General features: G+C 65.4%; 24 protein-coding genes. 7 read left to right on the top strand and 17 right to left on the bottom strand.

Going from position 1 to position 26167, the window contains the following annotated elements:
- The first annotated feature begins 56 nt into the window (after nt 1-56).
- The 6 genes from H7J73_RS24820 to H7J73_RS24845 all read left to right on the top strand — a co-directional run bounded on the left by H7J73_RS24820 (nt 57) and on the right by H7J73_RS24845 (nt 6722).
- Nucleotides 57-1673, top strand: coding sequence for an SMP-30/gluconolactonase/LRE family protein (locus H7J73_RS24820; protein WP_264070392.1), 1617 nt, complete (start codon nt 57-59; stop codon nt 1671-1673).
- Nucleotides 1670-2413, top strand: a complete 744-nt coding sequence (locus tag H7J73_RS24825) for a GntR family transcriptional regulator (RefSeq protein WP_264070393.1) — start codon at nt 1670-1672, stop codon at nt 2411-2413. The genes H7J73_RS24820 and H7J73_RS24825 overlap by 4 nt, the downstream gene beginning before the upstream one ends.
- Nucleotides 2410-3966 carry an AMP-binding protein gene (locus H7J73_RS24830; RefSeq protein ID WP_264070394.1) on the top strand — a complete coding sequence of 519 codons (1557 nt, stop codon included), beginning with the start codon at nt 2410-2412 and terminating at the stop codon, nt 3964-3966. The genes H7J73_RS24825 and H7J73_RS24830 overlap by 4 nt, the downstream gene beginning before the upstream one ends.
- Nucleotides 3967-3968: 2 nt before the next feature.
- Nucleotides 3969-4754, top strand: coding sequence for an SDR family NAD(P)-dependent oxidoreductase (locus H7J73_RS24835; protein ID WP_264070395.1), 786 nt, complete (start codon nt 3969-3971; stop codon nt 4752-4754).
- Nucleotides 4751-6232: an AMP-binding protein gene (locus H7J73_RS24840; RefSeq protein WP_264070396.1), complete on the top strand. Its 1482-nt coding sequence runs from the start codon at nt 4751-4753 to the stop codon at nt 6230-6232. Before H7J73_RS24835 ends, H7J73_RS24840 begins: the two co-directional genes overlap by 4 nt.
- Nucleotides 6233-6479: 247 nt before the next feature.
- Nucleotides 6480-6722 (top strand): hypothetical protein, encoded by a 243-nt coding sequence (locus tag H7J73_RS24845; RefSeq protein ID WP_264070397.1) that lies wholly within the window; start codon nt 6480-6482, stop codon nt 6720-6722.
- A gap of 56 nt (nt 6723-6778) precedes the next feature.
- On the opposite strand, the gene H7J73_RS33745 is transcribed toward H7J73_RS24845, so the two are convergent.
- The 17 genes from H7J73_RS33745 to H7J73_RS24930 all read right to left on the bottom strand — a co-directional run bounded on the left by H7J73_RS33745 (nt 6779) and on the right by H7J73_RS24930 (nt 25654).
- Complete coding sequence (locus H7J73_RS33745) at nt 6779-7420, bottom strand: TetR/AcrR family transcriptional regulator (RefSeq protein WP_264070398.1); 642 nt, start codon at nt 7418-7420, stop codon at nt 6779-6781.
- 113 nt (nt 7421-7533) lie between these two features.
- Nucleotides 7534-8751 (bottom strand): M20 family metallopeptidase, encoded by a 1218-nt coding sequence (locus H7J73_RS24855; protein ID WP_264070399.1) that lies wholly within the window; start codon nt 8749-8751, stop codon nt 7534-7536.
- Nucleotides 8748-9659, bottom strand: a complete 912-nt coding sequence (locus tag H7J73_RS24860; RefSeq protein WP_264070400.1) for a DUF1028 domain-containing protein — start codon at nt 9657-9659, stop codon at nt 8748-8750. Before H7J73_RS24860 ends, H7J73_RS24855 begins: the two co-directional genes overlap by 4 nt.
- A complete protein-coding gene (locus tag H7J73_RS24865) occupies nt 9656-10462 on the bottom strand; it encodes an alpha/beta fold hydrolase (protein ID WP_264070401.1) in 807 nt (268 codons plus the stop codon). Before H7J73_RS24865 ends, H7J73_RS24860 begins: the two co-directional genes overlap by 4 nt.
- Entirely contained in the window at nt 10459-10911 is a 453-nt protein-coding gene (locus H7J73_RS24870; protein WP_264070402.1) for a nuclear transport factor 2 family protein, read from the bottom strand. Before H7J73_RS24870 ends, H7J73_RS24865 begins: the two co-directional genes overlap by 4 nt.
- A complete protein-coding gene (locus H7J73_RS24875; RefSeq protein WP_264070403.1) occupies nt 10904-11944 on the bottom strand; it encodes an LLM class flavin-dependent oxidoreductase in 1041 nt (346 codons plus the stop codon). Before H7J73_RS24875 ends, H7J73_RS24870 begins: the two co-directional genes overlap by 8 nt.
- A gap of 68 nt (nt 11945-12012) precedes the next feature.
- The gene (locus H7J73_RS24880; RefSeq protein WP_264070404.1) at nt 12013-12216 is read right to left on the bottom strand and encodes a ferredoxin; all 204 of its coding nucleotides are present in this window, start codon (nt 12214-12216) and stop codon (nt 12013-12015) included.
- A gap of 13 nt (nt 12217-12229) precedes the next feature.
- Nucleotides 12230-13471, bottom strand: coding sequence for a cytochrome P450 (locus H7J73_RS24885; protein ID WP_264070405.1), 1242 nt, complete (start codon nt 13469-13471; stop codon nt 12230-12232).
- Nucleotides 13472-13613: 142 nt separating this feature from the next.
- Entirely contained in the window at nt 13614-15083 is a 1470-nt protein-coding gene (locus H7J73_RS24890; protein WP_264070406.1) for an MCE family protein, read from the bottom strand.
- Nucleotides 15084-16232 carry a virulence factor Mce family protein gene (locus H7J73_RS24895; protein ID WP_264070408.1) on the bottom strand — a complete coding sequence of 383 codons (1149 nt, stop codon included), beginning with the start codon at nt 16230-16232 and terminating at the stop codon, nt 15084-15086.
- A complete protein-coding gene (locus H7J73_RS24900) occupies nt 16229-17527 on the bottom strand; it encodes an MCE family protein (protein ID WP_264070409.1) in 1299 nt (432 codons plus the stop codon). Before H7J73_RS24900 ends, H7J73_RS24895 begins: the two co-directional genes overlap by 4 nt.
- Nucleotides 17524-18801 (bottom strand): MCE family protein, encoded by a 1278-nt coding sequence (locus H7J73_RS24905; protein ID WP_264070410.1) that lies wholly within the window; start codon nt 18799-18801, stop codon nt 17524-17526. The genes H7J73_RS24900 and H7J73_RS24905 overlap by 4 nt, the downstream gene beginning before the upstream one ends.
- A complete protein-coding gene (locus H7J73_RS24910) occupies nt 18798-19826 on the bottom strand; it encodes an MCE family protein (RefSeq protein ID WP_264070411.1) in 1029 nt (342 codons plus the stop codon). Before H7J73_RS24910 ends, H7J73_RS24905 begins: the two co-directional genes overlap by 4 nt.
- 38 nt (nt 19827-19864) lie before the next feature.
- Nucleotides 19865-21151 carry an MCE family protein gene (locus H7J73_RS24915; RefSeq protein ID WP_264070412.1) on the bottom strand — a complete coding sequence of 429 codons (1287 nt, stop codon included), beginning with the start codon at nt 21149-21151 and terminating at the stop codon, nt 19865-19867.
- 26 nt (nt 21152-21177) lie between these two features.
- Complete coding sequence (locus H7J73_RS24920; protein ID WP_435405577.1) at nt 21178-22032, bottom strand: ABC transporter permease; 855 nt, start codon at nt 22030-22032, stop codon at nt 21178-21180.
- Nucleotides 22029-22739: an MlaE family ABC transporter permease gene (locus tag H7J73_RS24925; protein WP_264070504.1), complete on the bottom strand. Its 711-nt coding sequence runs from the start codon at nt 22737-22739 to the stop codon at nt 22029-22031. The genes H7J73_RS24920 and H7J73_RS24925 overlap by 4 nt, the downstream gene beginning before the upstream one ends.
- A gap of 467 nt (nt 22740-23206) precedes the next feature.
- Nucleotides 23207-25654, bottom strand: coding sequence for an ATP-binding protein (locus H7J73_RS24930; protein ID WP_264070413.1), 2448 nt, complete (start codon nt 25652-25654; stop codon nt 23207-23209).
- Nucleotides 25655-25835: 181 nt separating this feature from the next.
- On the opposite strand from H7J73_RS24930, the gene H7J73_RS24935 reads away from it, so the two are divergent.
- Entirely contained in the window at nt 25836-25958 is a 123-nt protein-coding gene (locus tag H7J73_RS24935; RefSeq protein WP_264070414.1) for a hypothetical protein, read from the top strand.
- Nucleotides 25959-26167 lie beyond the last annotated feature (209 nt).

Here is a 26167-nt window from a genome sequence, read left to right on the forward strand (position 1 = left end):
AACGGCCGCTGCCCTGTCTATTGTCTGGACTACTTCGAGTTGATATCGTCCGACGCGTGACCGGCGGACCGAAGACTCGTTACGCTGCCCCGCTGTCGCCGACGCTCGCGCCAGGGTGGCGCCTCGACCGCCTCGTCCCGCCGAGCCGACTGTTCGGCGCCAACGGTCTGCGGACCGGCCCGGACGGCCGGATCTACATCGCGCAGGTGACCGGGAGCCAGATCAGCGCGCTCAACCTGGCCACCGGGGAGCTGGAAACCGTCAGCGCCAAGGGCGGCGAGATCATCGCGCCCGACGACGTCGCATTCGACGCCCAGGGCAATCTGTTCGCCACCGAGGTGATGGATGGCCGGGTCAGCGTGCGCGACACCGACGGCACCACCCGCGTGCTGCGCGACGACATCCCCTCGGCGAACGGCATCACCTTCCACCGCGGGCGGCTGTTCATCGGTGAGTGCCGCGAGGGCGGCCGCCTGATGGAGTTCGACCTGACCGGTGGTGCACCGCGCGTGCTCCTGGAGAACGTGCCGTCGCCCAACGCCATGGAGGTCGGACCCGACGGGCTGCTGTACTTCCCCGTGATGGGGGCCAACGAGATCTGGCGCATCGACCCGGACGGGCAGCGGGACCTTCGCCCAGAAGTGATAGCGACCGGGCTCGGCGTGCCCGACTCGGTCAAGTTCGACGCCGACGGCTGCATAGTGTCGACTCAGGTGGCCAGCGGCCAGGTCCTGCGCATCGACCCGCGCACCGGTGGGCAGACCGTGCTCGCCCAGCTGACTCCCGGCCTTGACAACTGCACCATCGCCGACGGCAGGCTGTTCGCGTCGAACTTCACCGGCGAGATCACCGAGATCCTCGGCGACGGCACCACCAGAACCACGCTGCCCGGCGCCCTGAACTGGCCGCTGGATCTCGCCGTCGGCGCCGACGGCCGCGTCTACGTCGCCGACGGGACGTACTTCTACGTGCTACTGCCCGACGGATCCATGCAGACGGTGGGAATGCTCTTCTCCCCAGGGTATCCGGGGTTCCTGCGTGGATTGGTCGCCTCGGGGCCCGGCGAGTTCACGGTCACCACCTCGGGCGGGCAGATCGCGCGCTACCGCCCGGCGACCCACGAATGCGACTACCTGGCAGACGGTTTCGAACAGCTTTATGGCGTGGGGCTGTTGCCGGGCGCGGTAGTGGCGGTCGAACAGGGCTCCGGGCGGGTGGTGGCGGTCGACGCCAAGGGCTCCGGCGGGGTGGAGGTGCTGGCATCGGGGCTGGACGAGCCGGTCGGTATCACCGTGACAGCAGACGGCTCCGTCCTGGTCGCGGAATCCGGTCGGGTGGTACGGGTTTCGGGTGGCAGCGTCGAGGCCGTCGTCGACGGTCTGCAACGGCCCCAGGGTCTGCTCGCCGCCGATGACGAGCTGTTCGTCGTGGACGCGGGCGAACAGGCGGTGCTCGCGATTGACCTGGCCACCGGTACCCGCACGACGATCGCGGCGGGCCTGCCCATCGGGCCGCCGCCCGGAGTGCACCCCAAGCCCCTCAACGGCATGCCGCCGTTCTCCGGGCCGCAGGGCCCGTTCGCCGGGATCGCCGCAGGCCCGGACGGCACGCTGTATGTGTCGGCCGACGGAGAGGGCAGCGTGCTCGCGCTGCGCCGGAGCCGATCGAGATGACCGTCACCCCAGCCGATCACCGCTATCTTCAGGTAGCCCGCACCCTACGCAAGGAGATCGTGGACGGGGTGTATCCGGTGGGTTCCCAGCTGCCCACCGAACACGAACTGTGTGAGCGTTTCGAGGTCAGCCGATACACGGTGCGGGAGGCACTGCGGCGTCTCCGGGAGGACAACCTGGTGTCCTCCCGCCCGCGGGCCGGCACGATGGTGGTACCGCGCGTCACCGTGAGCTCGTATGCGCAGGACAACATGACGATCAACGACCTACTGGCCTTCGCCAGCGGTGCCGGGCTCGATATCGAAGCCACCCGGATGGTCACTCTCGACGCGGAACTCGCCTCGCGCACCGGACTTCCCGAGGGGCAGGAATGGCTGACCGTCCTCGGTTTCCGCCAGGCCGTCGGTGCCGAATACACCCATTGCTGGACCGAGTACTACATCAACCGCGCCTACGCCGCGGTCGGGCGCATGCTCCAGCGGCACAGCGGTCCGATCTTCCCCCTGATCGAAGACTTGTTCGGGATCAGCGTCGTCGAGGTCTATCAGGAGATCGGTGCCGTACTGGTCACCCAGGAACTCGCCGAACGCCTTCAGGTGCCGGCCGGTTCGCCCGCCGTGGAGGTGCACCGCACCTACAAAACCTCCGACGGCGATATTGCGCAGGTCACCATCAACACCCACCCCGCCTCCCGCTTCCGCCACTCGATGACGTTGCGGCGGGTGAGGGACGAGCAGTGACCGATCCCTACACCCGCGGACTGTGGGTGACATCGACCCTGGCCGATTCGTTGCGCGACGCCGCCCGTGAGACGCCGCTGCGTGAAGTCCTCGTCGACGGTGACCACCGGCTCGACTGCAGCACGTTAGAGGCCCGAGCGACCGGCCTGGCTCACGCCCTGTCACAGCGGATGGCACCGGGCAGCGTGGTGTCGTTCATGCTGCCGAACTGGCACGAGGCAGCGGTCATCTATCTGGGTGCCACCCTCGCGGGGATGGCAGTGAATCCGATCCTGCCGTCGCTACGCGATCACGAGTTGCGGTTCATCCTCGGCGACGCCGACAGCCGGATGATCTTCGCGCCCGGCATTTTCCGCGGCCACGACTACGGGGCGATGCTCGCCAGGGTGACAGCCTCGTCGACTTCTCCACCCGAGGTGGTCGTCGTGCGTGGCGGCACCGATCGCCACACCCCCTACGAGTCGTTGTTCGACGGCCCGGCGTACGCGCTGCCCGCCCTGCACCCCGACGACGTCCGGATGATCATGTACACCTCGGGCACCACCGGGAAACCGAAAGGTGTTCTGCACAGTCACAATTCCATCCATGCGCTGATCTGCCAGATCCGTGACCATTGGCTGGTGGAGCGCGGCGACAGGTTCCTGGTCCCCTCCCCCATCGCCCATATCGGGGGCTCGATCTACGCGTTCGAGTGCCCGCTGCTGCTGGGCACCACCGCCGTGCTGATGGAACGTTGGGACGCCGCAGACGCCGTCGACTTGATGGTCGATGAGTGCTGCACCCACATAGCCGGTGCCACCCCCTTCCTCGACCAGCTGCTCACGGCCGCCTCCGGTGCCGGCACCCGGCTGCCGGATCTCAAGGTGTTCGTCTGCGGTGGCGCCTCGGTCGCTCCGACGCTGATCCGCAGGGCAACAGCATATTTCGAGAAGGCCGTGGTCACCCGGGTCTATGGCTCGACCGAGGTCCCGGTCACGACCGTGGGCTGCACGACGGTCGACGACGCCGACCATGCCGCCGACACCGACGGCAAGCCGGGCATCGCCGACATCCGATTGTCGGCCTCCGGGGAGATCTGCGCGCGCGGACCTCAGATGCTGCGCGGTTACCTGCACCCCGAGGACGGCTCTGCCGCCTTCGACGCCGACGGCTATTTCCGCACCGGCGACCTGGCGCAGTGGGTCGACGACGACTACCTGGTGGTCACCGGACGGGCCAAGGACATCATCATCCGCAACGGCGAAAACATCTCGCCCAAGGAAGTCGAGGACATCCTTCTCGGGCATCCCGATATCGTGGAGATCGCGATCGTCGGCCTGCCCGACGCGCGCACCGGCGAGCGAGCGTGCGCGGTCATCGTGCCCGCGCCGTCCACCTCCGGCCCCGGGCTGACCGAGCTACACGACCTGCTGATGGCTCATGGCGTCGCAACCTTCAAAGTTCCTGAACAAGTGGCGATCTGGGATGCACTACCGAAAAACGATGCGGGCAAGGTGCTCAAGCATCAGATCCGCGCGGTGCTGTCCGAGAACTCGACCAAGGTGGGTGGCTGAGCATGCAGGTGGCCGTTGTGACGGGGGCGAGCAGCGGTATCGGCTTCGGCTGCGCCACCAAGCTCGCCGAGCTGGGCATGGCGGTCGTCGGGGCCGGCCGCGACGCTGAGCGGTTGGCCGATCTCGAGCGGGCGGTCGGCGATGCGGACCGCATCGCAACCGTCGCTGTCGATCTCACCGAAGACGACGCGCCGCAACGGATCGTCTCGGCGGCCGTCGAACGTTGGGGGCACATCGATTTTCTGGTCAACAACGCCGGCGTCGGCAGTCCCAAGCCGCTGCACGAGACCGATGACGACACCCTGGACTACTTTCTGTCGCTGATGCTGCGGGCGCCGTTCCGGCTGGCCCGCGACGTGCTGCCGCATATGCCGCCGGGGTCGGCGATCATCAACGTGACGTCGACTTTCGCTGTCGTCGGCGGCCTGCGCGGCGGGGCCTACTCGGCAGCCAAAGGCGGGTTGACAGCCCTGACCACACATATCGCCTGCCAGTACGGCGCGCAGGGAATCCGTTGCAACGCAGTCGCTCCCGGCGTCACGCTGACGCCGATGGTGGTCCAGCGACTGGACGACGAACGGTTCCGCAAGGTCAACACCGAGATGACACCGCATCAGCGGCTGGGCTCGGTCGACGATATCGCCAGTACCGTGGCGTTCCTGTGCTCGCCAGGGGGAAGTTTCATCAACGGGCAGACCATCGTGGTCGACGGCGGCTGGAGTTCCACCAAGTTCCTGTCGGATTTCGCCTTGACCTCGGAGTGGCGAGCTCGGGAAGGTCAGCAGTGAACCTCTTCACGCTGCTCGACCAGGCTGCCGCCCGGTTCGGTGACCGCGGCGCGGTATTCCACGGCCGGCGCCAGGTCTGCACCTGGAGCGAACTGCGGGAGCGGGCGCTGCGGCTCGCCGCATCGATCCGGCAGTCCGTCCCCGCGGGCGCGCGGATCGCGATCGCCAGCGAGAACCGGCCGGAGATCGTGGAGCTGATGTTCGCAATCTGGGCCGCCGAGTGCGTCGTCGTGCCGGTCAACTTCAAACTCCACGTCCGGGAGATGCTCCAGATTCTCGACGATGCCGGCGCGGCGCTGGTCTTCACCTCAGCCAAGATCGGGGCCGCGCTCGCACCGGCCACCGAGATGCCGGTGGAGGTGGTCACCGGTGCGAGTTACCAAAATCGTTTCACCACAGCGCCTTCGGACCCACCCGACACCGATCCCGCGGCACTGGCGTGGTTGTTCTACACCAGCGGCACCACCGGCCGCTCGAAAGGTGCGATGCTCTCGCATCGCAATCTGATCGCGATGACGGTGGCGCACCTGGCCGATTTCGATGCGGCCGACCAGAACTGCAGCCTGGTCCACGGGGCACCGATGTCACACGGCTCCGGTCTGTACATCGCCCCCTACGTGTTGCGGGGAGCCAGACAGGTCGTTCCGGAGTCCGGCGCTTTCGAGCCCGAGGAGTTTCTCGACCTCTGCGACCACCACCCGGGGTGCGCCACATTCCTGGCACCCACGATGGTCCAGCGTCTCGTCCAGACCGGCCGGCCGCGGCCCCGGCAGCTCCGCACGATCGTCTACGGCGGCGGTCCGATGTACGTCGACAGCCTGAAAAGAGCACTCGCGGCATTCGGTCCGATCTTCACCCAGCTCTACGGCCAGGGTGAGGCACCGATGACGATCACCGGACTGCGGCAGGCCGATCACCTCGGCGCCGACGACGTCGTCCTGGGTTCGGTCGGATACGCACGCTCCGGCGTGGACGTCGCCGTGCGGCGGCCCGACGGAACCCTGGCGGAAATCGGCGAGATCGGCGAGATCGTCTGCCGCGGCGATGTGGTGATGGCCGGTTACTGGAACAACCCCGATGCCACGGCCGCCACCCTGCACGACGGCTGGCTACGCACCGGCGATATGGGTTGTTTCGACACCCGCGGTTACCTGACCCTGCGAGACCGCTCCAAGGACGTGGTGATCAGTGGCGGCAGCAACATCTATCCGCGGGAGGTCGAGGAGGTGCTGCTCGAGCATCCGGCCGTGCTTGAGGCCTGCGTGGTTGGCGCTCCCGATGCCGACTGGGGTGAGGTGGTGGTCGCATTCGTCGTCGGCCAGGTCGAGCCCGCCGACCTCGACGCCCACCTGCTGCAGCGGATCGCCCGATTCAAACGGCCCAAACGGTACGAATTCGTCGACGAACTGCCGAAGAACAGCTACGGCAAGATTCTGAAGCGGGAACTGCGTGACAGGCTTGCCGACCAGCTGACCTGAGTCCAGGCCGAGTGTGCGCCCAGGCAAGCCTTCCGCGACAGGAGGACCTGGACGCACACTCGACGGTTCTGGGGCCTCACATTCCCGATCGCCCATTTCAGAGGGGCCAATCAGATGGACTAGCAGGTTTTACCCCACCCAGCTCCGTCAGCGCTCTCGACGTTGACGAAGGTTGGAGTTGGACTATATAGTTCAGTTTATCTCTGGCACGAAATCCCGTCAACCGCGCGATCGAAGAGGACACACCATGAAGTCACGTCGCCTGGCGGCTGCCGCCGGGGCAATTGCCATTGTCGGACTGGGCACGCTGACCGCAGCGTGCGGTAGCAACAGCAGTGAAAGCCCTTCTACCTCAACGACTACCACCACTACCACCACCGCGCCGTCGGCCACCCCGACCGAGAAGGGGCTCGACCCCAACGGCGGCAACAAGTTCACCCCGACAGTGAAGGCGCCGACGCCGGCGACCGCCATCCCCGGCGACCACTAACGCGACGTCCCGGCTGTCTGGCCCGACAGGTCCAGACAGCTGGGGACCGCGCTCGCTCAGGCCACCGATTCGGCCACTCGGAATGATCCGATGTGGTCGATTGCCATGTTCAGTGCCGTCTGCATCGGGCGCGGATCATGCGCGGTCTGCGACAAGAGATAGCCGCCCTCGACGGCGGCGAGCAGACCCGTGGCCAGCGCCGATGCATTGATCTCGGCGCTCAGCACACCGCCGTCACGCATCCGCTCGAGGGCCTCGGCCAGCATCTGGCGCCACTGCTCGAAGTGTTCGTTGAGCGAGGCTCTGGCCCGGTCATCGGTATCGGACAGCTCAGCGGCCAGCGAGCCCAACTCGCAACCCCACAGTCCGCGCCGCAGCACGCAGCGCTGCACCATCGCGTCGCGCCACTGATAGAGCCCACGGAATGAGTCGACCTTCTCCAGCCGCAACCGCTGCCAGTCCAGGATCTCATCGGCGCGCACCGTGATCACCTCGTAGACCAGTTCGGTCTTATCGTCAAAGTGTTGGTAGAACTGCGATTTGCTGGTCGCACTGGCCGCCAGCACGTCGTCGATGGTGGTCGCCGCAACGCCCTGCACATGCATCAGCTCGGCAGCGGCACCGACGATCCGAGCACGAGTGGCCGCGCCCCGTGAGGTGAGTCTGGGCCGCGGCGGCTGTTCTTCGGGCGCCGGCACTCATCAACTGTAACGCCAATTCTGGAATACCTCGTCCACTTACTCACCGACGGCGTCGCCCGCGAAGGACCCGGTCGGGTATCCCACCGCAAGCCCATCGGGGCACCTGGATTTCATCGGGCTCCTCGCGCGAACTCGCGCGCCGCCTCAGCCGTTGCCCGTTCGTCTCCGAAACAGCTGAAGAGCCTGGCGAAAGTGCGTGCGGCCGCCGCGAGGTCAGCAAGGGTGACGTACTCATCGCTGCTGTGGGCAACAGTCATCGACCCGGGACCATAGACGACAGTGGGAATTCCCAGTTCGTTACGGAGGAATCGGGCATCAGTACCCAGGTACAGGCCGCGCACCGGAGGTTGGTTCTCTGCGGCGGCCCGCACCAGGCCGACGAACGGATGGTCGACAGCCAGTTCCGAACCGGCTGCGAAGGCAAGGACGTCCACCGTCCGCTCGATATCTGGCGCAGCACCATCCATCAGCCTGATCAAGCCGGCCAGCGCCTGCTCCTCGGTGGCCCCGGGGAGGACGCGCCGGTCCACCCGCAGCACACACGAGCTGGCGACGATATTGGGTGCCGTGCCGCCGTCGATCACCCCGACGTTGCACGTCGGGGTGCCAAGCAACGGGTGCGGCGGATCGCCGAACTCGGCCTGATGCAGTATCCCTACCAATCGGGCCGCATCGGCAACCGCGGACCGGCCCACCCCGGGGTCGCTGCCATGGGCCGCGCGCCCGGTCACGGTGATCTCGGCCATCAGCACTCCGCGTTCGGCCACACAGACGTGAAGCTCGCTGGGCTCTGGGACCACGGCCGCATCCGCCGCTATCCGGCCGGCCTTGAGAAGGGCTTCGGTGCCCCACTGTCCGCCGGTCTCCTCATCGGCCACCAGATGGAACACGACGTCACACGGGATCGCCACACCCGCGTCGGCACAAGCGCGCAGGCCCTCGATGGCTGCTGCGATCCCGCCCTTCATATCGCAGGCCCCGCGCCCGTAGAGCCGCCCGTCCCGGATGACACCGTCGAACGGCGGTGTCATCCACTCGCTTTCGACCACCGGTACGACGTCGATGTGGCCGTTGATCAACAATGTCAGTCGGCGCTCGGCGCCCGGCTCACTGGCTCCGGCCACCATCGCCAGCACCGAAAGGCGACCCGGTGCCGCTTCGAAAACCTCGACCTGCGCGCCGAGTCCCGTCAGGGCATCGGACAGGAGCGAAATGATCGCGGTCTCGTCTCCTGGCGGGTTTCGCGTATCACAGCGCACCATCGCGGCGGCCAATTCGGCGCAGCGCCGCATATCCACGGCCGATGCCGCCGCCCCGACAGCACTCACAGGTACTCCGTCACGTCGTCAAGGAATCCGAGCGGCGCGATCCCGGTGAGGAACTCCCGCAGCGCCGGGCGATGGGCGAACAGTTCGGCGAACGCGGACCGTGCCCCGTCGCGGTCCCCGCTGCGCGCCAACAGCAGCGCGCGCCAGAACTGCGCTTCGCGGTTCTCGTCACCGAGCACCTCCGCCGCCTCAGCGAGGCGGGTCAGCTTGTCGCGCAGCACTTCCGGGGGCACGTTCCGGTACGGGCCGATCATCAGGTCCGCAGCGAAGATGACCTCGCCGATCACGTCGAAGGCGCGTTGCCGCGGTAGTAGCCGGGTGAGCTCTCCCACCGGGTCCGGATGATCGTCCACCCGGATATCGACGACGACATGCTTCCATGGGGTGTCCGACCGGTCCGCGCCGAACACTGTGAGCACCGCGGACTGCGACCCCCGGATGTCGCCGCCGGCCTTTTCGGCTGCCGCCATGGCGGCCACGAGCCGATCCGCCAGCGACCCGGTGGCGCTGCGATAAGCAGCCAACATGTCGCGGCACACGTGCGTGCTGGCCAACATATTGCCTTGCACCGCGACACCGTCACCGACCAGTCCGCCCGCCGCAGGGGCGCACCGCGCTCCGGTGAAGGACACGGCTCTGCCCGCCGCATCGACCACCCCCAGTTGGCGGTAGGCGCTGAGGGGATCGGATGCGGTGACGTTGTCGACGGCATCCTGGGCCGAGCCACCGGCTTTCATGACGGCGACGGCCTGTGGACCGTAGTCGACATTGACGAATGCCTGGGTGGCGACCGCCCCGACGCCAGTCTCACCCCAACCGACCAACCGTCCCACCCCGAAGAAATGCGACTGCGAGCCGATGCCCAGTTCCCCGGTCACCGGGTCCCGGGCCACGATCGAGTACGTCACGGTGCACCTGTCCCTGCGTTGCTGTGCTGGTTGATCAAGTCGGCCACCACCTGGGGAACCTCCACCATCGGCAGATGACCGACGCCGTCGAGAATGACGGGTACGCCGCCGGTGGCGGTGGCGATCTCCTCGGTCATCGAAGGCGGACAGGTCGGGTCAGCCGTACCGCCCACAGCTAGTACCGGTGCGCGCACCTGGCCGACCAGGTGCCGAATATCCGCAGCGAAGGCGGCCCGCAGTATCGCGGCGACCACGGACTCTGGGCGACCACCCGCCGCCCGGACGGTATCCAACAGCCGCGCCTCGTCCTGATACTGCGGCCCAACGACTTTGGGTACCAGCTCGGCGAAGTACCGGTCGGCTCCGGCGGCTTCCAGCTCGGCGATCATCGACTCTATCGCCGCTGCCGCCACGCCGGTGCCGAGCGTCGAGCCGAACGTGGTCACGCTCAGAACCCGGTCCGGGTGAAGCGACGCCAACGCCAGGGCGATCGCACCGCCGAGCGAGCCTCCGACGAGATGGACTGCCTCGCAATCGAGTTCGTCGAGCACCGCGAGTACGTCCGGAACGTAACCGTCCTCGACGGTGAAGGGCCCCTGCGGGCCGGACCGACCGTGTCCGCGGAGATCCAGTGCGACAGCCGGTTGGGCCAGTAAGGGCAGCACGGGATGCCATACCACAGCACCGGTGTTGATGGGATGGACGAGCACCGTCGTAGCGCGCGCGGACGGCTCCCCGTAGCAGCTGACGGCAAGCAGACCGCCCGGCCCGGTCACGTCCCGGGAGCCGAACGTGGCGGTCATTCGGTGACGTACTTCAGTGCGCCTTCGGCGGCTGCCTCGCTGACGTGCATATGCCAGATCCGCCAGTCCGGTGCACCGGTACCGTCGTCGCGGCGGTAGAACTCGGTGTTGCGGAACCGCACGCCGGATCGCTCCAGTGCGCCTGTCGAATTGGGAATGACGAGCTCGCACTCCCCTACCGAGGTGAGCAGCGCGACATCGCCGAAGATCTCTACATTCGGCTCATCCATGTCACGGATACTGATGATGTTGGCTCCCACCGCCTTCAGGTTGCGCCACAGCCGGGCCTTGTCCTGCGCGCCACGGTAGGTCGACCCGTTGAGGTTGAACTGCAGGTACCCATCACCTGCTGGGAAGAAACCGAGCATGGACTCTGCGATCAGGTCCACATTGGCGGCCAACCATCCGTTGTGCACCGCAAGCACCGCGGCACTGTCCGAGTCAGTCATGTCGGCTCCCGTCAATAGAGTTGAAACTGGGCAACACTGAGGCGATCGAGTCCAAGGACTCCTGACCGTTGGACTCCACCAGGGGCACCACCACCACCTTGTCGGCGCCGGCGTCGAAGAGACGCTGCAGCGACACTGCGGCTTGCTCCGGCGTGCCGGTGGCCGACAGCGCGTCCACCCAATGGTCAGGCATCTCGGCGAGCACCACGTCCGCGCCACCGCGGGAGAGCATCTCGGCGAGCGGCTCGTTGCCGCCAATTGCGTTGAGTAGCGGGTTCGGTCCCGCCGCCGCGAGATAGAAGGCCAACGCCGGCTTGATCTGGTCGCGGGTCTGACGAGCCAGCGCGGGATCCCGTGCGACGTTGATCGCACACAGCACAACGAGTTCGGGATTCGCGCTGCGGCCGGCCGCCGCCGCTGCTTCGTCAAGCTTGGCCCGGGTGGCGGCGACATACTCCGGGGTGGCCAGGACGCTGACCACAAGGCCGTCGGCCAACTCACCGGTGAGCGCGATCCCCTTGTCACCGAGCACACCGGTGTAGAGCGGCACCGTGTCTGCCGGTGGATGGGTGAGGGCCACCTCCGAGAACGTGTAGACGGCACCGTCGTTCGTGACGGTCTTCCCCGCGAGTAGGTCCCGCACTCCGGTCAGGGTCTCGCGCAAGGCGCTCATCGGTGAACGCTTGGTCAGTCCCATCTGCGCCGTCCAGGCCGGCACTCCGTGCCCGATACCGGGAGCGAAGCGCCCGGGATACGCCCGAGCCAGCGTCGCGACTTCCATACTCAGCAGCGCCGGGTGACGAACCACCGACGAAACCACCGCGATGCCGACCCGGATCCGTTCGGTGGCACCCAGCGCGATGGCCGACGCGGCAATCCCACCGTGGAAGAAGTAGTCCTCGGGAATCCACAGCTCACCGAATCCGGACGACTCCACCCAGTGCGCCAGCGACGCAATCTCCTCCGGCGGTGTGGCGCTGCCCAGCAGAACCCCCAACCGCGCACCGTCACCGGTGCTTCCAGTACTCAACATGAACCTCTTCTAGGAAAACGGATATTCATTGATGCTGTCCGCCAACAGTTCTCGGATCGACGTCGACATCACTGATCGGCGTCATCGATGACGTCGATCGCCGCGACCGGACAGGATTCAGCCGCTCGGACCACCGCGGTCCTGATGTCGGGCCGAGGCCGCTCCTCCAACAGCGTGACCCACCCCTCGGGTGTGCTGCCGAACACCTCGGGTGCCGCCCGTCGGCAGCTGCCGCTTGCCATGCAATGTTCGGAGCGAACAATCACCTGCATAACCGTTGCCTCCTCATAACTTCACGGGGCGGCTGTGCCAACCCCGCGCCAGGACATTGTTGGTGCGGCGGACCGGGGGCTCGCTTCCGGCGGTAAAGTCCGGGAAACGCTCGAGGATCTTCCGCAGGACCACTGCACCCTCCATGCGAGCCAGCGGCGCACCGACACAGAAGTGGATGCCATGGCTGAAGGCCAGATGCCTTGACGTGTCGCGAGTGACGTTGAAGACGCCAGGATTGGCGAACACCCGCGGGTCGCGATTCGCCGCGGCGATCACCTGAAAGCACATCTGACCGCTTTTGATCTGCTGCCCGCCGTACTCCGTGTCGTGGACGGCCTTACGGAAGTTCAGGTGGAACGGCGGGTCGAACCGCAGCATTTCCTCGATCGCCACGGGAATGAGCGACGGATCCTCCTGCAGTTGATGTTTGACCTCGGGCTCATCGATGAGGATTGTGACGGCGCTACCGATCAACGAGGTGGTGGTGTCGTTGCCGGCCGCCAACAGAAGGGTCACCTGCGACACCGCCTCGGTGTGAGTCAGCGTTTCGCCGACATCCGTCTTCGTGGTGGCGATCAGCGTGATCAGATCGTCCTGAGGGTCGGCTCTCCGTTGAGTCACCAGATCGCCCAGATAATCCATCATCTCCAGGGACCTGCGGATCGACTGATCACGAAGCTGCCCGTGCACGCCCGGGTCGAATGTCCGCCCGAATGCCTCGGACCACTCCCGCAACTGAACCCACTTGTCCTTCGGTACCCCGAGGATCGAAGCGATCACCGCGACGGGGATATCGGCCGCGAGGTGGGGCATCACATCCACCTCCTGCCCGGGCCGAAACCTGTCGAGCACCTCGTCGGCGGCATCTTCCATCGCAGATCGCCACTTGTTTATCGACTGTTTGGTGAACGCGCTCCGAAAGATCGAGCGAATTCTGGTGTGCACGGGGGGATCCTGGAAGATGAGTTGGGGCGAACTCATCGAGATGAACCGACGGTGTTCTGGATCCTGCGGATCGTGCAGCCCGGGAGCGCCGTCGAAAAACGTTGCGTTGGAGAAGGCGTCGTGCCGGGACACCATGGATCGGACGTCGTCGTAGCGGCACACTATCCAACCACCGAGCACATCCGACCAATGCACCCCGGAACCCATCTCGCGCAGCTGTTCGTAGAGCGGGAAGGGGTCGGCGACGCCGCCCAGAACCAAATCTCGAACGATGTCCGCAGCATCGTTGTCCTCAGCCGGATGTGCCATATGTACCTCCACGCCAGTGCTTTTCATTGTTGATTCCGTTTGAGTTCTGCCAAGAATCTCGCCCATCGGTGCTGCCGCACATCCGTAGCACCCGCGCATTCGTTACGTAGATGCGCTATGTCGGCGGAGCGAGAGCGCGTTTTCATTGCCCACCCGGCGGCACCAGCATCGATTGCCAAGTCGGGTTCTTCGGCGCGTCCTGGGCAAGGTTGGCCTGGCTGTACGTCTTGCCGTCCGGCCCGACGTAGGTGCCGGTGGCCGGGTCGTACTGTGCCGCCGCAATCGCGGGCGGCGGCTGCGCCTCCGGGGCCGGCAGAGCTTGCGCGGCGTCCGCGGTCGGGTTGCGCGGCTGCGGCAGATCCTGCCCGGACAGCGTGGCGTTGGGGTCACCCTTCCAGATATCGCCGTTGTTCAGCGGAACGTACTGTTCGTCGCTCTCACACATCTTCGCGGTAGGCGCACGCTTGCCGGGCTTGGTCGGGCACGGGGTGTTACGGACTCCGCGGACCCCGATCATCGAATCCTGGGGGACGCGGCAATACATGTCACCGGGTTGCCGTTCTGGGTAGTCGACCTGATCGGGAGTGCGCTGTTGTTGGGTGGGCAGGTAGCCCGTGACGCAGGGCGCCGGCAGATTGAGATTGAGGTTGAAGCTCAGGTACAGGCCGCGCACATCTTGTCGGGTATGGGCGTTGGGGACTGCCAGCGCGCCCTCGATCGCCACGCCTTGCGGTACCAGTACCAACAGTTGTTCGACGCTGGCGTTGTAGGTGACTGCCACGTCCGCGACGCCGGAGAGGTTGGCCAGGATGATGGGAAGAGTGGGGCTGATCCTGTCGATCAGTTCACGGGCTCGGTCGGCGGCGACTCCGCCGTTCTGCAAGATACCGGCCACCGCCGCGTCGTTCGTCTTCAGCTGTGTCGAGATGGTGGCGACCTGACCGGCCCACGCCTTTATCGAGCGGGCGCTGTCGGTCTGGCTGTTCAGCACGGGCCCGGCCCCATCGATGAGGGTGGTCAACGAGTCCAGATTCTCGCGGGCGTCGATCGCGAGCGCGGTCGATCCCTTCACCAGGCGCGCCAGGTCCGGGCCCAGTCCTCCGACAGCGGTGTAGCTCTCGTTGACGAGTGTGCTCAGCTGGTCGTTCGGGATGGCTTCCAGACCGGTGTTGGCCGCGTCCAGCAGCGAATTGATATCCGGTGGCACTGAGGTGTCTACCGCCGCGATGACGTCGCCGTCCTTCAACGGCGCCGAATGTTCGCCGCGCGGAAGCAGTTCGACGTATTGTTCGCCGACCGCCGACATACTGTGCACCTCAGCCTTGACGTCGGACGGTATATCGATATCTGACGTCAGCGAAAGGGTGGCCACCACACCGGTGGGAGAGAGCTTCACCTTCTGCACCCGACCCACCTCGACCCCGCGGTAGGTGACGTTGCCGCTTGCGTACAGTCCGCCCGAGGTCGGCAGATCGAGTGTCACCGTGTACCGGCCGACACCGAAGAGCATTACGGGCAGTTTGACGTAGCCGAAGATCATGATCGCCCCGGCGGCCACGCTGACGACCGTGAAGATGATCAGCTGCAACCTGATTCGTCTGCTCAGGCGCATCTACGGTCCCTGGTCGAAGTGGTAGGGCGCCACCAGCGGGTTGCCGGCGGTGTACGGGCTGGGCATCTGCCCGATGGTGCGACCCCACTGCATCTCGAGCTCGGTGAGTTTGCCCTCCCAGCGGGTACCGGTGAAGATCGATGAATCGAGACGGCTGAGAGTCAGATCGAAGATGGCGGTGAGGTTGCTGTAGTCACCCCGCATCCAGTTCAGCAACGTCTCTTTGGGCCATGGGAATGTCGAGAGCAGACTCAGTGACCGCGTCATGTCCGGGCCGGCGTCGGCCAACGCCTTCAGCACCGGGCCGAGATTGCGCAGGTTGGCCACCAGTGTGTCTCGCGTCTGGTTGGTCGCCTGGGCGGCCAATGCACTGAACTTGCCCAACTTGTCCAGGGCCTCGGTCAGGTTGTCCCGCTGGCGACTCAGCACCGCGAGTGCATCCGGGATCGTGCGTAAAGCGTTGTCGAGCACGGGTTTCTGGTCGGCGATCTGCCCGACGAGGCTGTTCAGACTGGTGTTCGCGCTGATGATGTCGTCGGTCTGGGCGTTGAGTTTGCCCATGAAGATGTCGAGTTGGGAGATGAAACTGCGCAAATCCTGTTCTCGGCCGGCGAACGCGGTGGCGAATGCCTCGGTGATGTCTTGGAGCTGCCCGATGCCGCCGCCGTTGAGCAACAGTGACAGTGCCCCCAGCGTCTGCTCGGTGGTCGGGTAGCTGCTCGAACGGGACAGCGGGATCAGGGAACCATCGCGTAAACGGCCGACCGGCGGTTCGGTGGTCGGCGGCGCCAGTTCGATGTGCAAGGTGCCGAGCAGGCTGGTTTGGCCGACCTCGGCCGTCGCGTTCCCGGGCAGGTCGACATCTCCGTTGATCCGCATGGTCACCAGCGCATTCCAGCCCTGCCGTTCGATTCTGGTGATATGGCCGACGGTGACGTCTCCGACGCGAACCCGCTGGTTCTGTTGGATGTTGGTGACGTCCGGCATCTGCGCCTCGACCTCGAATGACCCCGGCCCATTGCCCTCGCTACCGGGCAGCGGCAACGAGTTGGCACCTTGCCAACGGGCACAACCGGGCAGCAGGGCGATTGTCGCGACGGCTACGGGCACGACCACCGGGGCGATGAGCCGCATCGACCTCGTCGTCATGACCCACCTGCCGTTGGCACCATCATTCCGCTCAGCCCCTGGCCGGGGTCGGTGGCGGTGGGCTGGGGTGCGGGTTCGGGTGCAGGTGCAGGTGCGAGCTCGACCGGCGCCGGGCTCGCCGGCGGCGGGTCCGGCCGCAACCAGTCCTCGCTGTAGGTGACCTCGTTCGGCCGCGCCTGCGCACCGACAAAAGGGTTGAGACCCACCGGCGGGAAGTTGAACTGACGGTTCTTCACGATCGGGGCCAGGTATTGCGCACACAGTTTGGCCGACTGTTGCGCGTTCAGCCGCGACGCGGCCTGGACTGCGCCACACAACCACGACACCGGATTGGCGAAGTTGTTCAGAGCGAGTGCGCCGGTGAGCGCGTTCTGCGCAGGCTGGTAGACGTTGACGAAGTTCTGAAATGTGGTGGGGGCGATGTGCAGCAACTGCTCGATGTCATCCTTGCTCTGGCCCAGGGCGGTCGCGATCGACGCGAGCTTGTCCGAGGTGGCACCCATCGTCTCGGTGTTATCGGCCAGGAAGCCGCTGACGTCGGTCACGGCCGTGTTGAGATCGCTGACGGCCCGACCGACCTCGTTGGGCGCATTGGCGAAAAGCAGGCTCACGGAGTCGAGATTCCCGTTGAGCGCACGCATGACGTCGGTACTGGCCTCGAGCGCGGACACCAGCGTCGAGAGGTTCGCGACCGTGCCGAAGATATCGCGGCTGTGGTCGCCGAGCGCCGAAAAGGCTTGTGACATCTTGATGATCGCGTCACGGATGTTGCCGCCCTGCCCCCGTAGGTTGTCGGCTGCGGTATCGACGAAGGCGCCGAGCGGGCTGACCCCACCCGGCTCGGTGGGCTGCATTGTCTCGGTCAGCTTCTGTAACTGTTCCCGGAAGTCGTCCCACTCCACCGGCACGACGGTCCGATTCTGTGGGATCACACCACCCGATGGCAGCTGCGGTCCGCCGGTATAGGCGGGCGTCAGCTGTATCGCCCTGGCGCTGACCAGCGACGGCGACAGAATCGCCGCGTGCACCTCGGCAGGTACCTGGTATTTCTTGCTGACCCAGAAGGTGACCTTGACACGCTCGGGCTGGGGCTCGATGGCGTCAATCCTGCCGACCGGAACACCCAGGATGCGGATATCGTCGCCCGGGAAGATGCCGATGCTGTTGTCGAAATACGCAGTGAGGTCGGTGCGGTTCCCGACGCTGTCGGTGCGCACCACTAACGCGATACCGGCGATCAAGAGCAGGGCCAGCGCTGCCGCGCAGCCCGACCTCAGCGTTCGGCGGTTGATCACTGCCCCGCCTCACTGGGTGCGGGGTCTGCAGTGACGGGCTCCGGGGTGGGAGCCGGACCGATGACAGCCGGCGGCCCTGGCGGCGGTCCCCCTGGCTGCGGAGCAGGCACGGGCTCGCGGTAGGGGTAACGCGCGTCACCTGGTCTTCCCGTAATCGCCTCGGGGACCGACAGATTCGATTCACCACCCTGACCCGTTCGTGGGAACGGAACGGGCAGCGCCGGAGTGGCCCGCTGACCTACCTGAGGATCGCCGAGTTGGGATGGCAGAAGCACATTGGGGTCAAGCCCCAGATCGGAGAAGGCGGCGTCGATGAAGGGCTGGACGAACTGGCCGGGTAGGAGATTCGCCAGATACGCTTTGAAGAACGGACCTGATGAGAGTGCCTCACCGAACGACATCGCATAGGAATTGAGCATCTTGATCGATTTCTGCGCGTTTTCCTTGTACTTGTCAACGATCGCGAGCACCCCGTTCAGTTTGTCCAGGGCCGGTCGCAGAGTGCCGCGATTGTCGTCGACGAATCCGGATAGCTGAGTCGACAGCGCAGACAGGTGCCCGGCGATCGTGTCCAGTGCACCGCTCTGGGTCTGCAGAGTGACCAGCAGCGAGTTGGTGCTCTGGATCAAGCTCGCGACGTCACCACTACGTTGCGCCAGAACGGTCGTCGCCTTCTCCGCATTGCTCAGCAGACTCCGCAACTGTTCGTCGCGCCTGCCCAGCGTGTCGGAGAAGCGCGCGACACCGGCTACTGCGGACTGCAGGTCGGCCGGCGTGTTCTTGAAGGTATCTGCAAGCGTGCCAAGCGAATTCGATAGCTTCTCAGTGTTGAGCCCGTCGATGACAGTGGCCAAATCACCGAGGGCGTCGGGAAGCTGATACGGCGGACGGGTCCGATCCAACGGAATCGGCGCGCTCAGCTGACCTGATCCGCGCGGAGAGAGCTCCATCACCTTGGATCCCAGCAGCGTTCGCACTGTGATGGCAGCCTCCGTGCGGTCGCCCAGCGGCATACTCTTGTCGACTTGGAACGTGACGATCACCCGGTCGCGGTCGAGCTCGACATCGGTGACCTGGCCGACCTTGAATCCGGACACCGAGACCGGAGCGCCGGTCGAGATCCCACCGGTCTCGCTGAAATACGCCGAGTAGGTGCGGTCGTCGTCGAAGAAAGGCAGCTTCTTGTATTGCAGCGCGCCGATGAGTAGTGCGACGGCCACCGCGGTACCGACCACCCCGACGACGGCGGGGTTGCGCTCAGAGAACAGCTTCACTTCGGCGCGCACCTCCCGGTGGCCTGCCCGGCGATCTTCACATACACCGGCTGGCCGCCTTTGCCATTGACCTTCAGAAACAGGTCGCACAGGTAGAAGCTGAAGAAGTCGCCGTAGAGTCCCTGACGGGCGAGCCCCCGGTAAGCGTCTGGCAGGGTGTCCAAGAGATGGTCGAGATAGTCCCGGTCGGCCATGCCCAGTGTTGCGACCCGATCGGTCTGGTCGACGACGGTCTTGACCGGTGGGCGGGCCTGGCGCATCAGTTCGGCGACGGATGATGCGGCGGCATCGGTGTACGCGATGCCCGCGGTGATGTCGTTCTGATGCGCGGACAGACCTTTGACGAGGTCCGACACCGAAGTCCACGCCTTGTCGAACTGCCTGTTCTGGTCGGCGAGCGACCCGAGTACCACGTTCAGGTTGTGGATCACCTGGCCGATCAGGTCATCCCGATCGGCCAGTGTTCCGGTCAACTGGGCGGTCTGCGCGAGAAAGGAGCCGATGGTGGATCCCTGGCCCTGAAAGACCTGAATCAGTTTCCCCGTAAGAGCATTGACCTGTTCTGGGTCCAGCGCCCGGAACAACGGGCGGAAGCCACCGATGAGCGCGTCGAGATCCACCGACGGTTCGGTATTGGCCAGCGGAATGGTGTGCCCGGGTTCGATTCTCTGCAGCGCGCCGGCACCCGCCCTCAGCTCCAGATACCGGTCGCCGAGTGGGTTGTCCCACCGGATCAGCGCCCTCGACCCCTGGGTGAGCACGACGGACTCTTCTGCACCGAACTCGACGGTGACGATGGTGTCGGGACGGATGGAGATGTGTTTGACCTTGCCGACTTCCACGCCGGCGATCCGGACGAAGTCACCCGTCTTGAGTCCGGTGACATTGCTGAACTCGGCCCGGTAGACGTTCTCCTGCTGGAAGCGGAGTTGGGCGAAGATCGCGAAGATCGCGAACGTGCCAACCAGACACACCGCTACGAACACTGCGAAACGCCACACGGCGCCTGACAGGTTGTTTCTCACGGCTGCTCCTCGTCGGTGGGGTTGCGGGCGAACGGCGATCAGGGCGGAGGCGGTGTCCCGTCCGGGCCGAATGTCGACGCTCCATAGGGCGGCGCGCCCGGATACGGGATCGGCCCGACGGCGGGGGGACCGCCGCCATGAACCCGCGGTGGCTCCGGATTGCCCTTGGTGATCGGCAGCCAGTTGACCAACCACGGATGCCCGATACCGGGATTGGGCCGGATGTCCACACCGGTCCCCCACCCGGTGTCGGTCACGATCTGTCGAACCGGGAAGCTCTTACTCGGGTCAGGCAGCGATCCGCACCCCGGCTGGCCGCCCGGACCGCCCCTGGCCGCAACGATCGGCAGGTTGTCGGGATATCGGTAGGCGTCGTCTCCGGGCAGCAACGCAGCGTCGAGGATGATGGATCTGCCATTGCCGCCGGCCCCGGCGTACCCCCCGTTCTTGAGGAACCACACTGCTCCCTGCAGCGTGCAGGTGATCTCGGGGCCGTATTTCAGCAACAGACCGGTAGTCGGCACCAGGGCGTCGGAGAGGTGCGTCAGGCCGTCGGTATTGGCACCGAGCAGCTCGGTGCCGCTGCGCGAGAACCCGATACTGCTGAGCAACAATGCATTCAGCGAATCGGCATGTCTCGTGATCGTCGAACCGGTGGTACTGGCGGAGTCGAGAATCTTCATGATGTCCTGTGCCACAGCGCTGTAGGCATCGCTGAAGCCGCCTAGTGCCCGCCAGTCGGTGGCGACGGTGTCCATTCTCGGATTGATCGCCAGCAGGACCTGGTTGGCGTCGGTGGTGGCCACTCCGATGCGCTCGCCCTGGCCCCGGACTGCATCGGCGAGTGCAGTCAACGTGGCGTTGAGCTTCGTCGGGTCGAGTTTGGCGATGAGGTTGTGGAGGTTCTCGAACACAGTGTTGACCTCGGTGCTCACATTTCGCGACGTGAGCACGGTGCCGGCCGAGAGACGTTGCGGGCTGGGATCATCCGGGTAGATCAAGTCGACATACTTGGCGCCGAAAGCGGTGGTGGCTTTGATCTGTGCGCCCACGTTGGCCGGGATGTCCGCAACCGCGTCAGACGAAAGGTCCAGCCGGATGGTGACATTGCGGCCGGTACCGGAGACCGAGGCGACGCGCCCCACCTGAACGCCGCGCATCTTGACCTTGCCACCCGACTCCAAGACAAGTCCGGACCGGTCCGATGTCAGTGTGACGGGCACAAAGGTGCGGAGTGCACCGGTGAACAGCACGACAGTCATCAAGACCAACGCCACGACCAGCACCAGGAGAATCACCGTCCACCAGGCCGGCTTGATACGCATGACTTCTCGATCGTCGAACACGGGCATCACCCGGCCAGGTCGAAGTTGCCGGACTGGCCGTACACCGACAGGGTGATGACGACAGAGACGAATGCCGTGGCGATCAGTGATGTGCGCACCGCCCGTCCGACCGCCTCACCCACGCCTGCCGGACCGCCGCTGGCGGTGAATCCGTAGTAGGTGTGGACCAGCATGACGACGATCCCGACGACGACCGACTGGAGAAGCGACCAGAGAATGTCGGTGGAGTGCAGGAAGGTGGTGAAGTAGTGGTCGTACACGCCGGTGGACTGGCCGTATCCGAAGGTCGTTCCGGTGCGGGCAGCGAAGAACGATGCCAACACCGCTATGCAGTACAGGGGGATGACGACGATGACGCCGGCGATCACCCGGGTGGATGCCAGGTAGGCGATCGACCGGATGCCCATCACCTCGAGGGCATCGATCTCCTCACTGATCCGCATGGCGCCCAGCTGGGCCGTCGCGCCCGCACCGATGGTCGCGGCCAGGCCGATCCCCGCGACAACGGGGGCGATGATGCGGACGTTGGCGTAGGCCGAGATGAAGCCGGTCAGGGCTTCGACTCCGATTCCCGCCAGTGAGTTGTAGCCCTGGACCGCGATGATCGCCCCGGCCGACAAGGTGAGAAACGCGATGATGACGACCGTTCCGCCGATGACGGCCAGCGCACCCGTGCCCAGACTCATCTGCGCGATGAGGCGAACGATCTCGAGTTTGTAATGTGCGAACGCGTTTCGGATCTCGCCGATGGTTCTGGCATAGAACGCCATCTGCCATCCGACGCCTTCCCATCCGTCGTGCAGTGTGCTCCGGAAGCGCCGCAGCAGGGACCAACCCCGGCTCGCACCGGTACTGGTCATTGGGCAGCCTGCACGCCGACGGCGGTCGCGACGACATTGATGAAGAACAGCGCCATGAACGACAGCACGACGGTTTCGTTGACCGCGTTTCCGACACCGGCAGGTCCCCCGCCCACGGAGATGCCCTTGTAACAGGCGATGAGGCTGGCGGCCAGTCCGAACAGCGCGGCCTTGCACAGCGCAACGATGACCTCGACGGGCCCCGTGAGGATCGTCATCCCTGCGGCGAAAGCTCCGGGTGTAACGTGCTGCACGTATACCGAGAACACGAAGCCACCGGACAGACCGATCACCGACACAGTCGAATTGAGCAGCAGCGCAACAAGTGTCGCAGCCAGTACGCGTGGGACGACGAGGGTCTGAATCGGATTGATCCCCAGCACCCGCAACGCGTCCAGTTCCTCCCGAATCGTCCTGGCACCGAGGTCGGCGCACATCGCCGTCGCACCCGCGCCGGCGACGACGAGCACGGTGACGATGGGTCCGATCTGGGTGATGGCACCCAACGCGGCGCCGGTACCCGAGTAGTCGGCGGCGCCGAACTCGATCAGCAGGATGTTGAGGACGAACACGGTCAGCACCGTGAACGGAACCGCCAGCATGATCGTCGGCACGATCGACACCCGCGCCACGAACCAGCTCTGCAGCAGGAACTCCCGCCAGGCGAACGGCGACCTGAACATCAGCAGGAAGGTGTCCAGGCACATCGCAACGAAGCCGCCGACGGCACGCGCAGGCTTGCACAGTGCCCCAGCCCCGCTCGGAACGCGGTTCAGTGCGAATCGCAAGGTAGCCAACGCTTGTGACCTCCGCTGTTCGCTATCCGTGTGGGGGATTCACTACAGAATGCGGCTCCCGCTCTGGCCACACATCCGTAGGATCCGCCGACTTTGCACGTAGATAGGTACTGTCGACGCTGCCAGCGGCGGTCTCTGCAGCGCTGACGGGTTGGTCGTCAACTGCCCGACAGCCACGCTCAGGATTGTCCGGCTACCCGGGCCAGAATCGGCCGTGCGCTCGATACCCGGCCCGGCGAGGATGGGGCTCGCGTCATCGCGGCCGATGTCAGCCCCACCGCGTTGACACACACCGGATCGCTGCGCCGGCGTCGTCGATCGCAGATGTACTCGCCGGACAATCTATTTCGCGAACGAACGCGTGCCGCCGGGCCTGTTCAGACCAGCACGTCTTTCGGTTCATCCGCGTGGGGCGGTTGGCGGTCCACGGCGGCGGCGTTCTGGTAGGCGATCCACGCCGCGACTTGGCTGCGTGAACTGAACCCGAGCTTGGCGAGAAGATGCTGCACATGGGCTTCAACGGTCCGACGGGACAGGACCAGCTCATCGGCAATATCCTGGTTACTGCGACCGAGTGCGACCAGTTGGGCGATTTCCCGCTCCCGCTTGGTCGGTTTGGCGGCATCCCCCGCACAACCGCTCGGCGCGGATTCTCTCAGCGCGAAGGCAATCGACTCGTCCAATGACATCGTCCGACCCTCGCGGCACGCGGCCTCAAACGGGCGCTTCCCCATCCGCTGTGCGAGCTTGACGCTCTCCTCACGGTGGCGATGGAAACCCGGCACCGTCCCGGCGGACATCCCCATGCCGTGCCACAGGCTGTCGGCAGCGCCCTGCAAGACCGCCGCCCGACGCAGTTCGCCACTCGTCGCGGTGACCCAGGCGATTCCCTCAAGGCATTCCGCGATTCCGAGGTGATCATCCAACGGTCGTTTCAACCGCAACGCGGTATTGAGCAATTCGATCGCATCGGTCAAATCCCCGCGATTCCAGGCGTCCATTCCCGAAACCCACAGCGAGAACGACCAGATCCACGACTCACCGTACGGAACCGTCATCGCCTGACATCGCTGGTGAGCGGCGGCGACCTGATCGGACTCCCCCCGCAACATCGACACGATGCCGTACAGCACGGTCGTGAACGCCGCCGCCGCGTTGTCGTCAACCGACTCGAATTGCCTCATCGCATCCGCCAGCAGCTTCGATGCCTGCTCGGTGTCATCGACGACCAACGCCATCAAGCCACGGCCCTGCATCGTGTACGCGCGTCCCGCATCGTCGCCGAGTAGATCGCACAGCGACGACGCCTCGTCCAGCATTCGGTCGGCCGACGTCACGTCGCCGCGCAATGCCGACAGGCTGGCCGCCGCATACAGTCCGCGGATGCGTTCGGGTCCAGACTCTGCCGACACCGCCAACATCCGATCGATCCAGTAGGCGCCCTCGCCGAGGAGTCCGGTCAACAACCAGTAGTGGTACAACGAGCTGGCCATGCGCAGTCCAGCCGCCGACTCACCAGGATTGTCCAGGCAAAACTCCAGCGCTGCACGGAGATTCGCGACATCGTCCTTGAGCATGCCGAGCCGGTCCGCTTGCCCTGCGGGGCGCCAGTCGGACAGCGTCCGGTCGACGAGGTCGAGATACCAGTCACGGTGCCGTCGCCGCCACCGGCCCACCTCGTCAGCGTCGGCGCCGAGCACAGCCAGTCCGAACTGACGAACGATCTGCAGCAGCCGATACCGGACTCGGCCGCCACGCTCTTCTCGAATCAATATCGATTTGTCCACCAACGACGTCAACAACGGCAGCACCTCGGCCGGCGACAGCTGCTCGTCAGAGCAGATGCCTTCAGCGGCCTGTAGCTCCACTCCGCCGGAAAATACCGACATCCGAGTCCACAGGAGCTGCTCGGGCGCCGAACACAGGTCATAACTCCACCCCATCGACGCGCTCAGCGTCCGCTGGCGTGCCGGGCCACCCCGGCGCCCGACGTCGAGGAGTTCCGGCCGGGCCGCCACCAGCTCGGCTATCTGCTGCAGCGACAGTGCACGCAGGCGCACCGCGGCCAGTTCGAGCGCAAGCGGCAACCCGTCTAGCATGCGGCAGAGTTCGGCTACCGACTCGTAGTTCTGTTCACGTAGTTCAAAGGACGGCACTACTGCCTGGGCGCGCTCGACAAACAGGCCGACGGCATCGAATTGCGCGAACGCATCCAGCGGACAGTCCGAGCCGGGTACCTCCATGGGCAGCACGGGAAATGTACTCTCGCCGGCCACCGCAAAGGGTTCTCGGCTTGTCGCCAACACGGTCAGCGCCGGGCAGGAGCTCAGTAGCACGTCGATGAGTTCGGCGCAGGCGCCGACCACCTGTTCGCAATTGTCGAAGACGAGCAGTCCTCGGGAATCCCCCAGATGCTCGGCAAGTGCCTCCGCTGTCCAGCGGCGGACCGCACCACGGAGACCGAGGGCATCGGCCACCAGTTGGCCGACCAGCTCGCCATCCTGCAAATCGCCCAGCCCGATGTAGGTGATTCCATCGGGGAACTCACCGCGTAGTCGGCGGGCAACTTGGAGCGCGAGTCGCGTCTTGCCCGTCCCACCGACGCCGGTCAGCGTGACCAGTCGGACGCGAGTCAGCAGCTTCGTGAGTAGTTTCAGTTCGCGCGAACGACCGACAAATCGGTTCGCCTCTGCGGGAAGTCCAGCCAGACGGATATCGGTTTCGGGCAGTCCCACGTCGGCGACTCTAGTGCCGAGGCTGCCGGTACGCTGGCTATCGGGCAAGGACAGTGCTGCGGAGCCCCACGCCGGGTTGACGAAGATCATTACGTCGCGCTGAGCCCGACAGGCCGGTCGCCGAGCACGGCCGCTATCGCCGGAAAACACGAAAAGATATACCGGCCAAGCAATTACCGAATCGCGGGAGAACGCCGGCGGGTGTGCGATCGCCCGACCGATACAGCCGTCGATACCCGCCTCGACAGGGTCGAGGTGGGCGACATCCTTTATGCACCAACGAGTCTCATCGGGCACCACCGATCGCCCAACTCTGAAATTCATCGACGTCACCGGGATCTACCACCGCCAGGTGCAGCTCGGCTCCCCTGCACATGTCGTGGCGATGCGCTGATGTCCATGGACGACTACCTGGGCTACCGCATCGTCGCGCGCGACCCGCTGGGCGTAGCCAAATCCCCTCCGGGCAAAGAACGAGCGCGACGCGTCGAAAGAAGACGACTTTCCCATCGTCAGGCGGGCGAATTTGCATCCGAAATCGGTGCCGACCAATTCACGGCAAGATCACGAGATTCTCTCAGCTTCGCCGCCTACCGATATACG

Source organism: Mycolicibacterium komossense, from assembly GCF_025822605.1.
GTDB classification, from domain to species: domain Bacteria; phylum Actinomycetota; class Actinomycetes; order Mycobacteriales; family Mycobacteriaceae; genus Mycobacterium; species Mycobacterium komossense.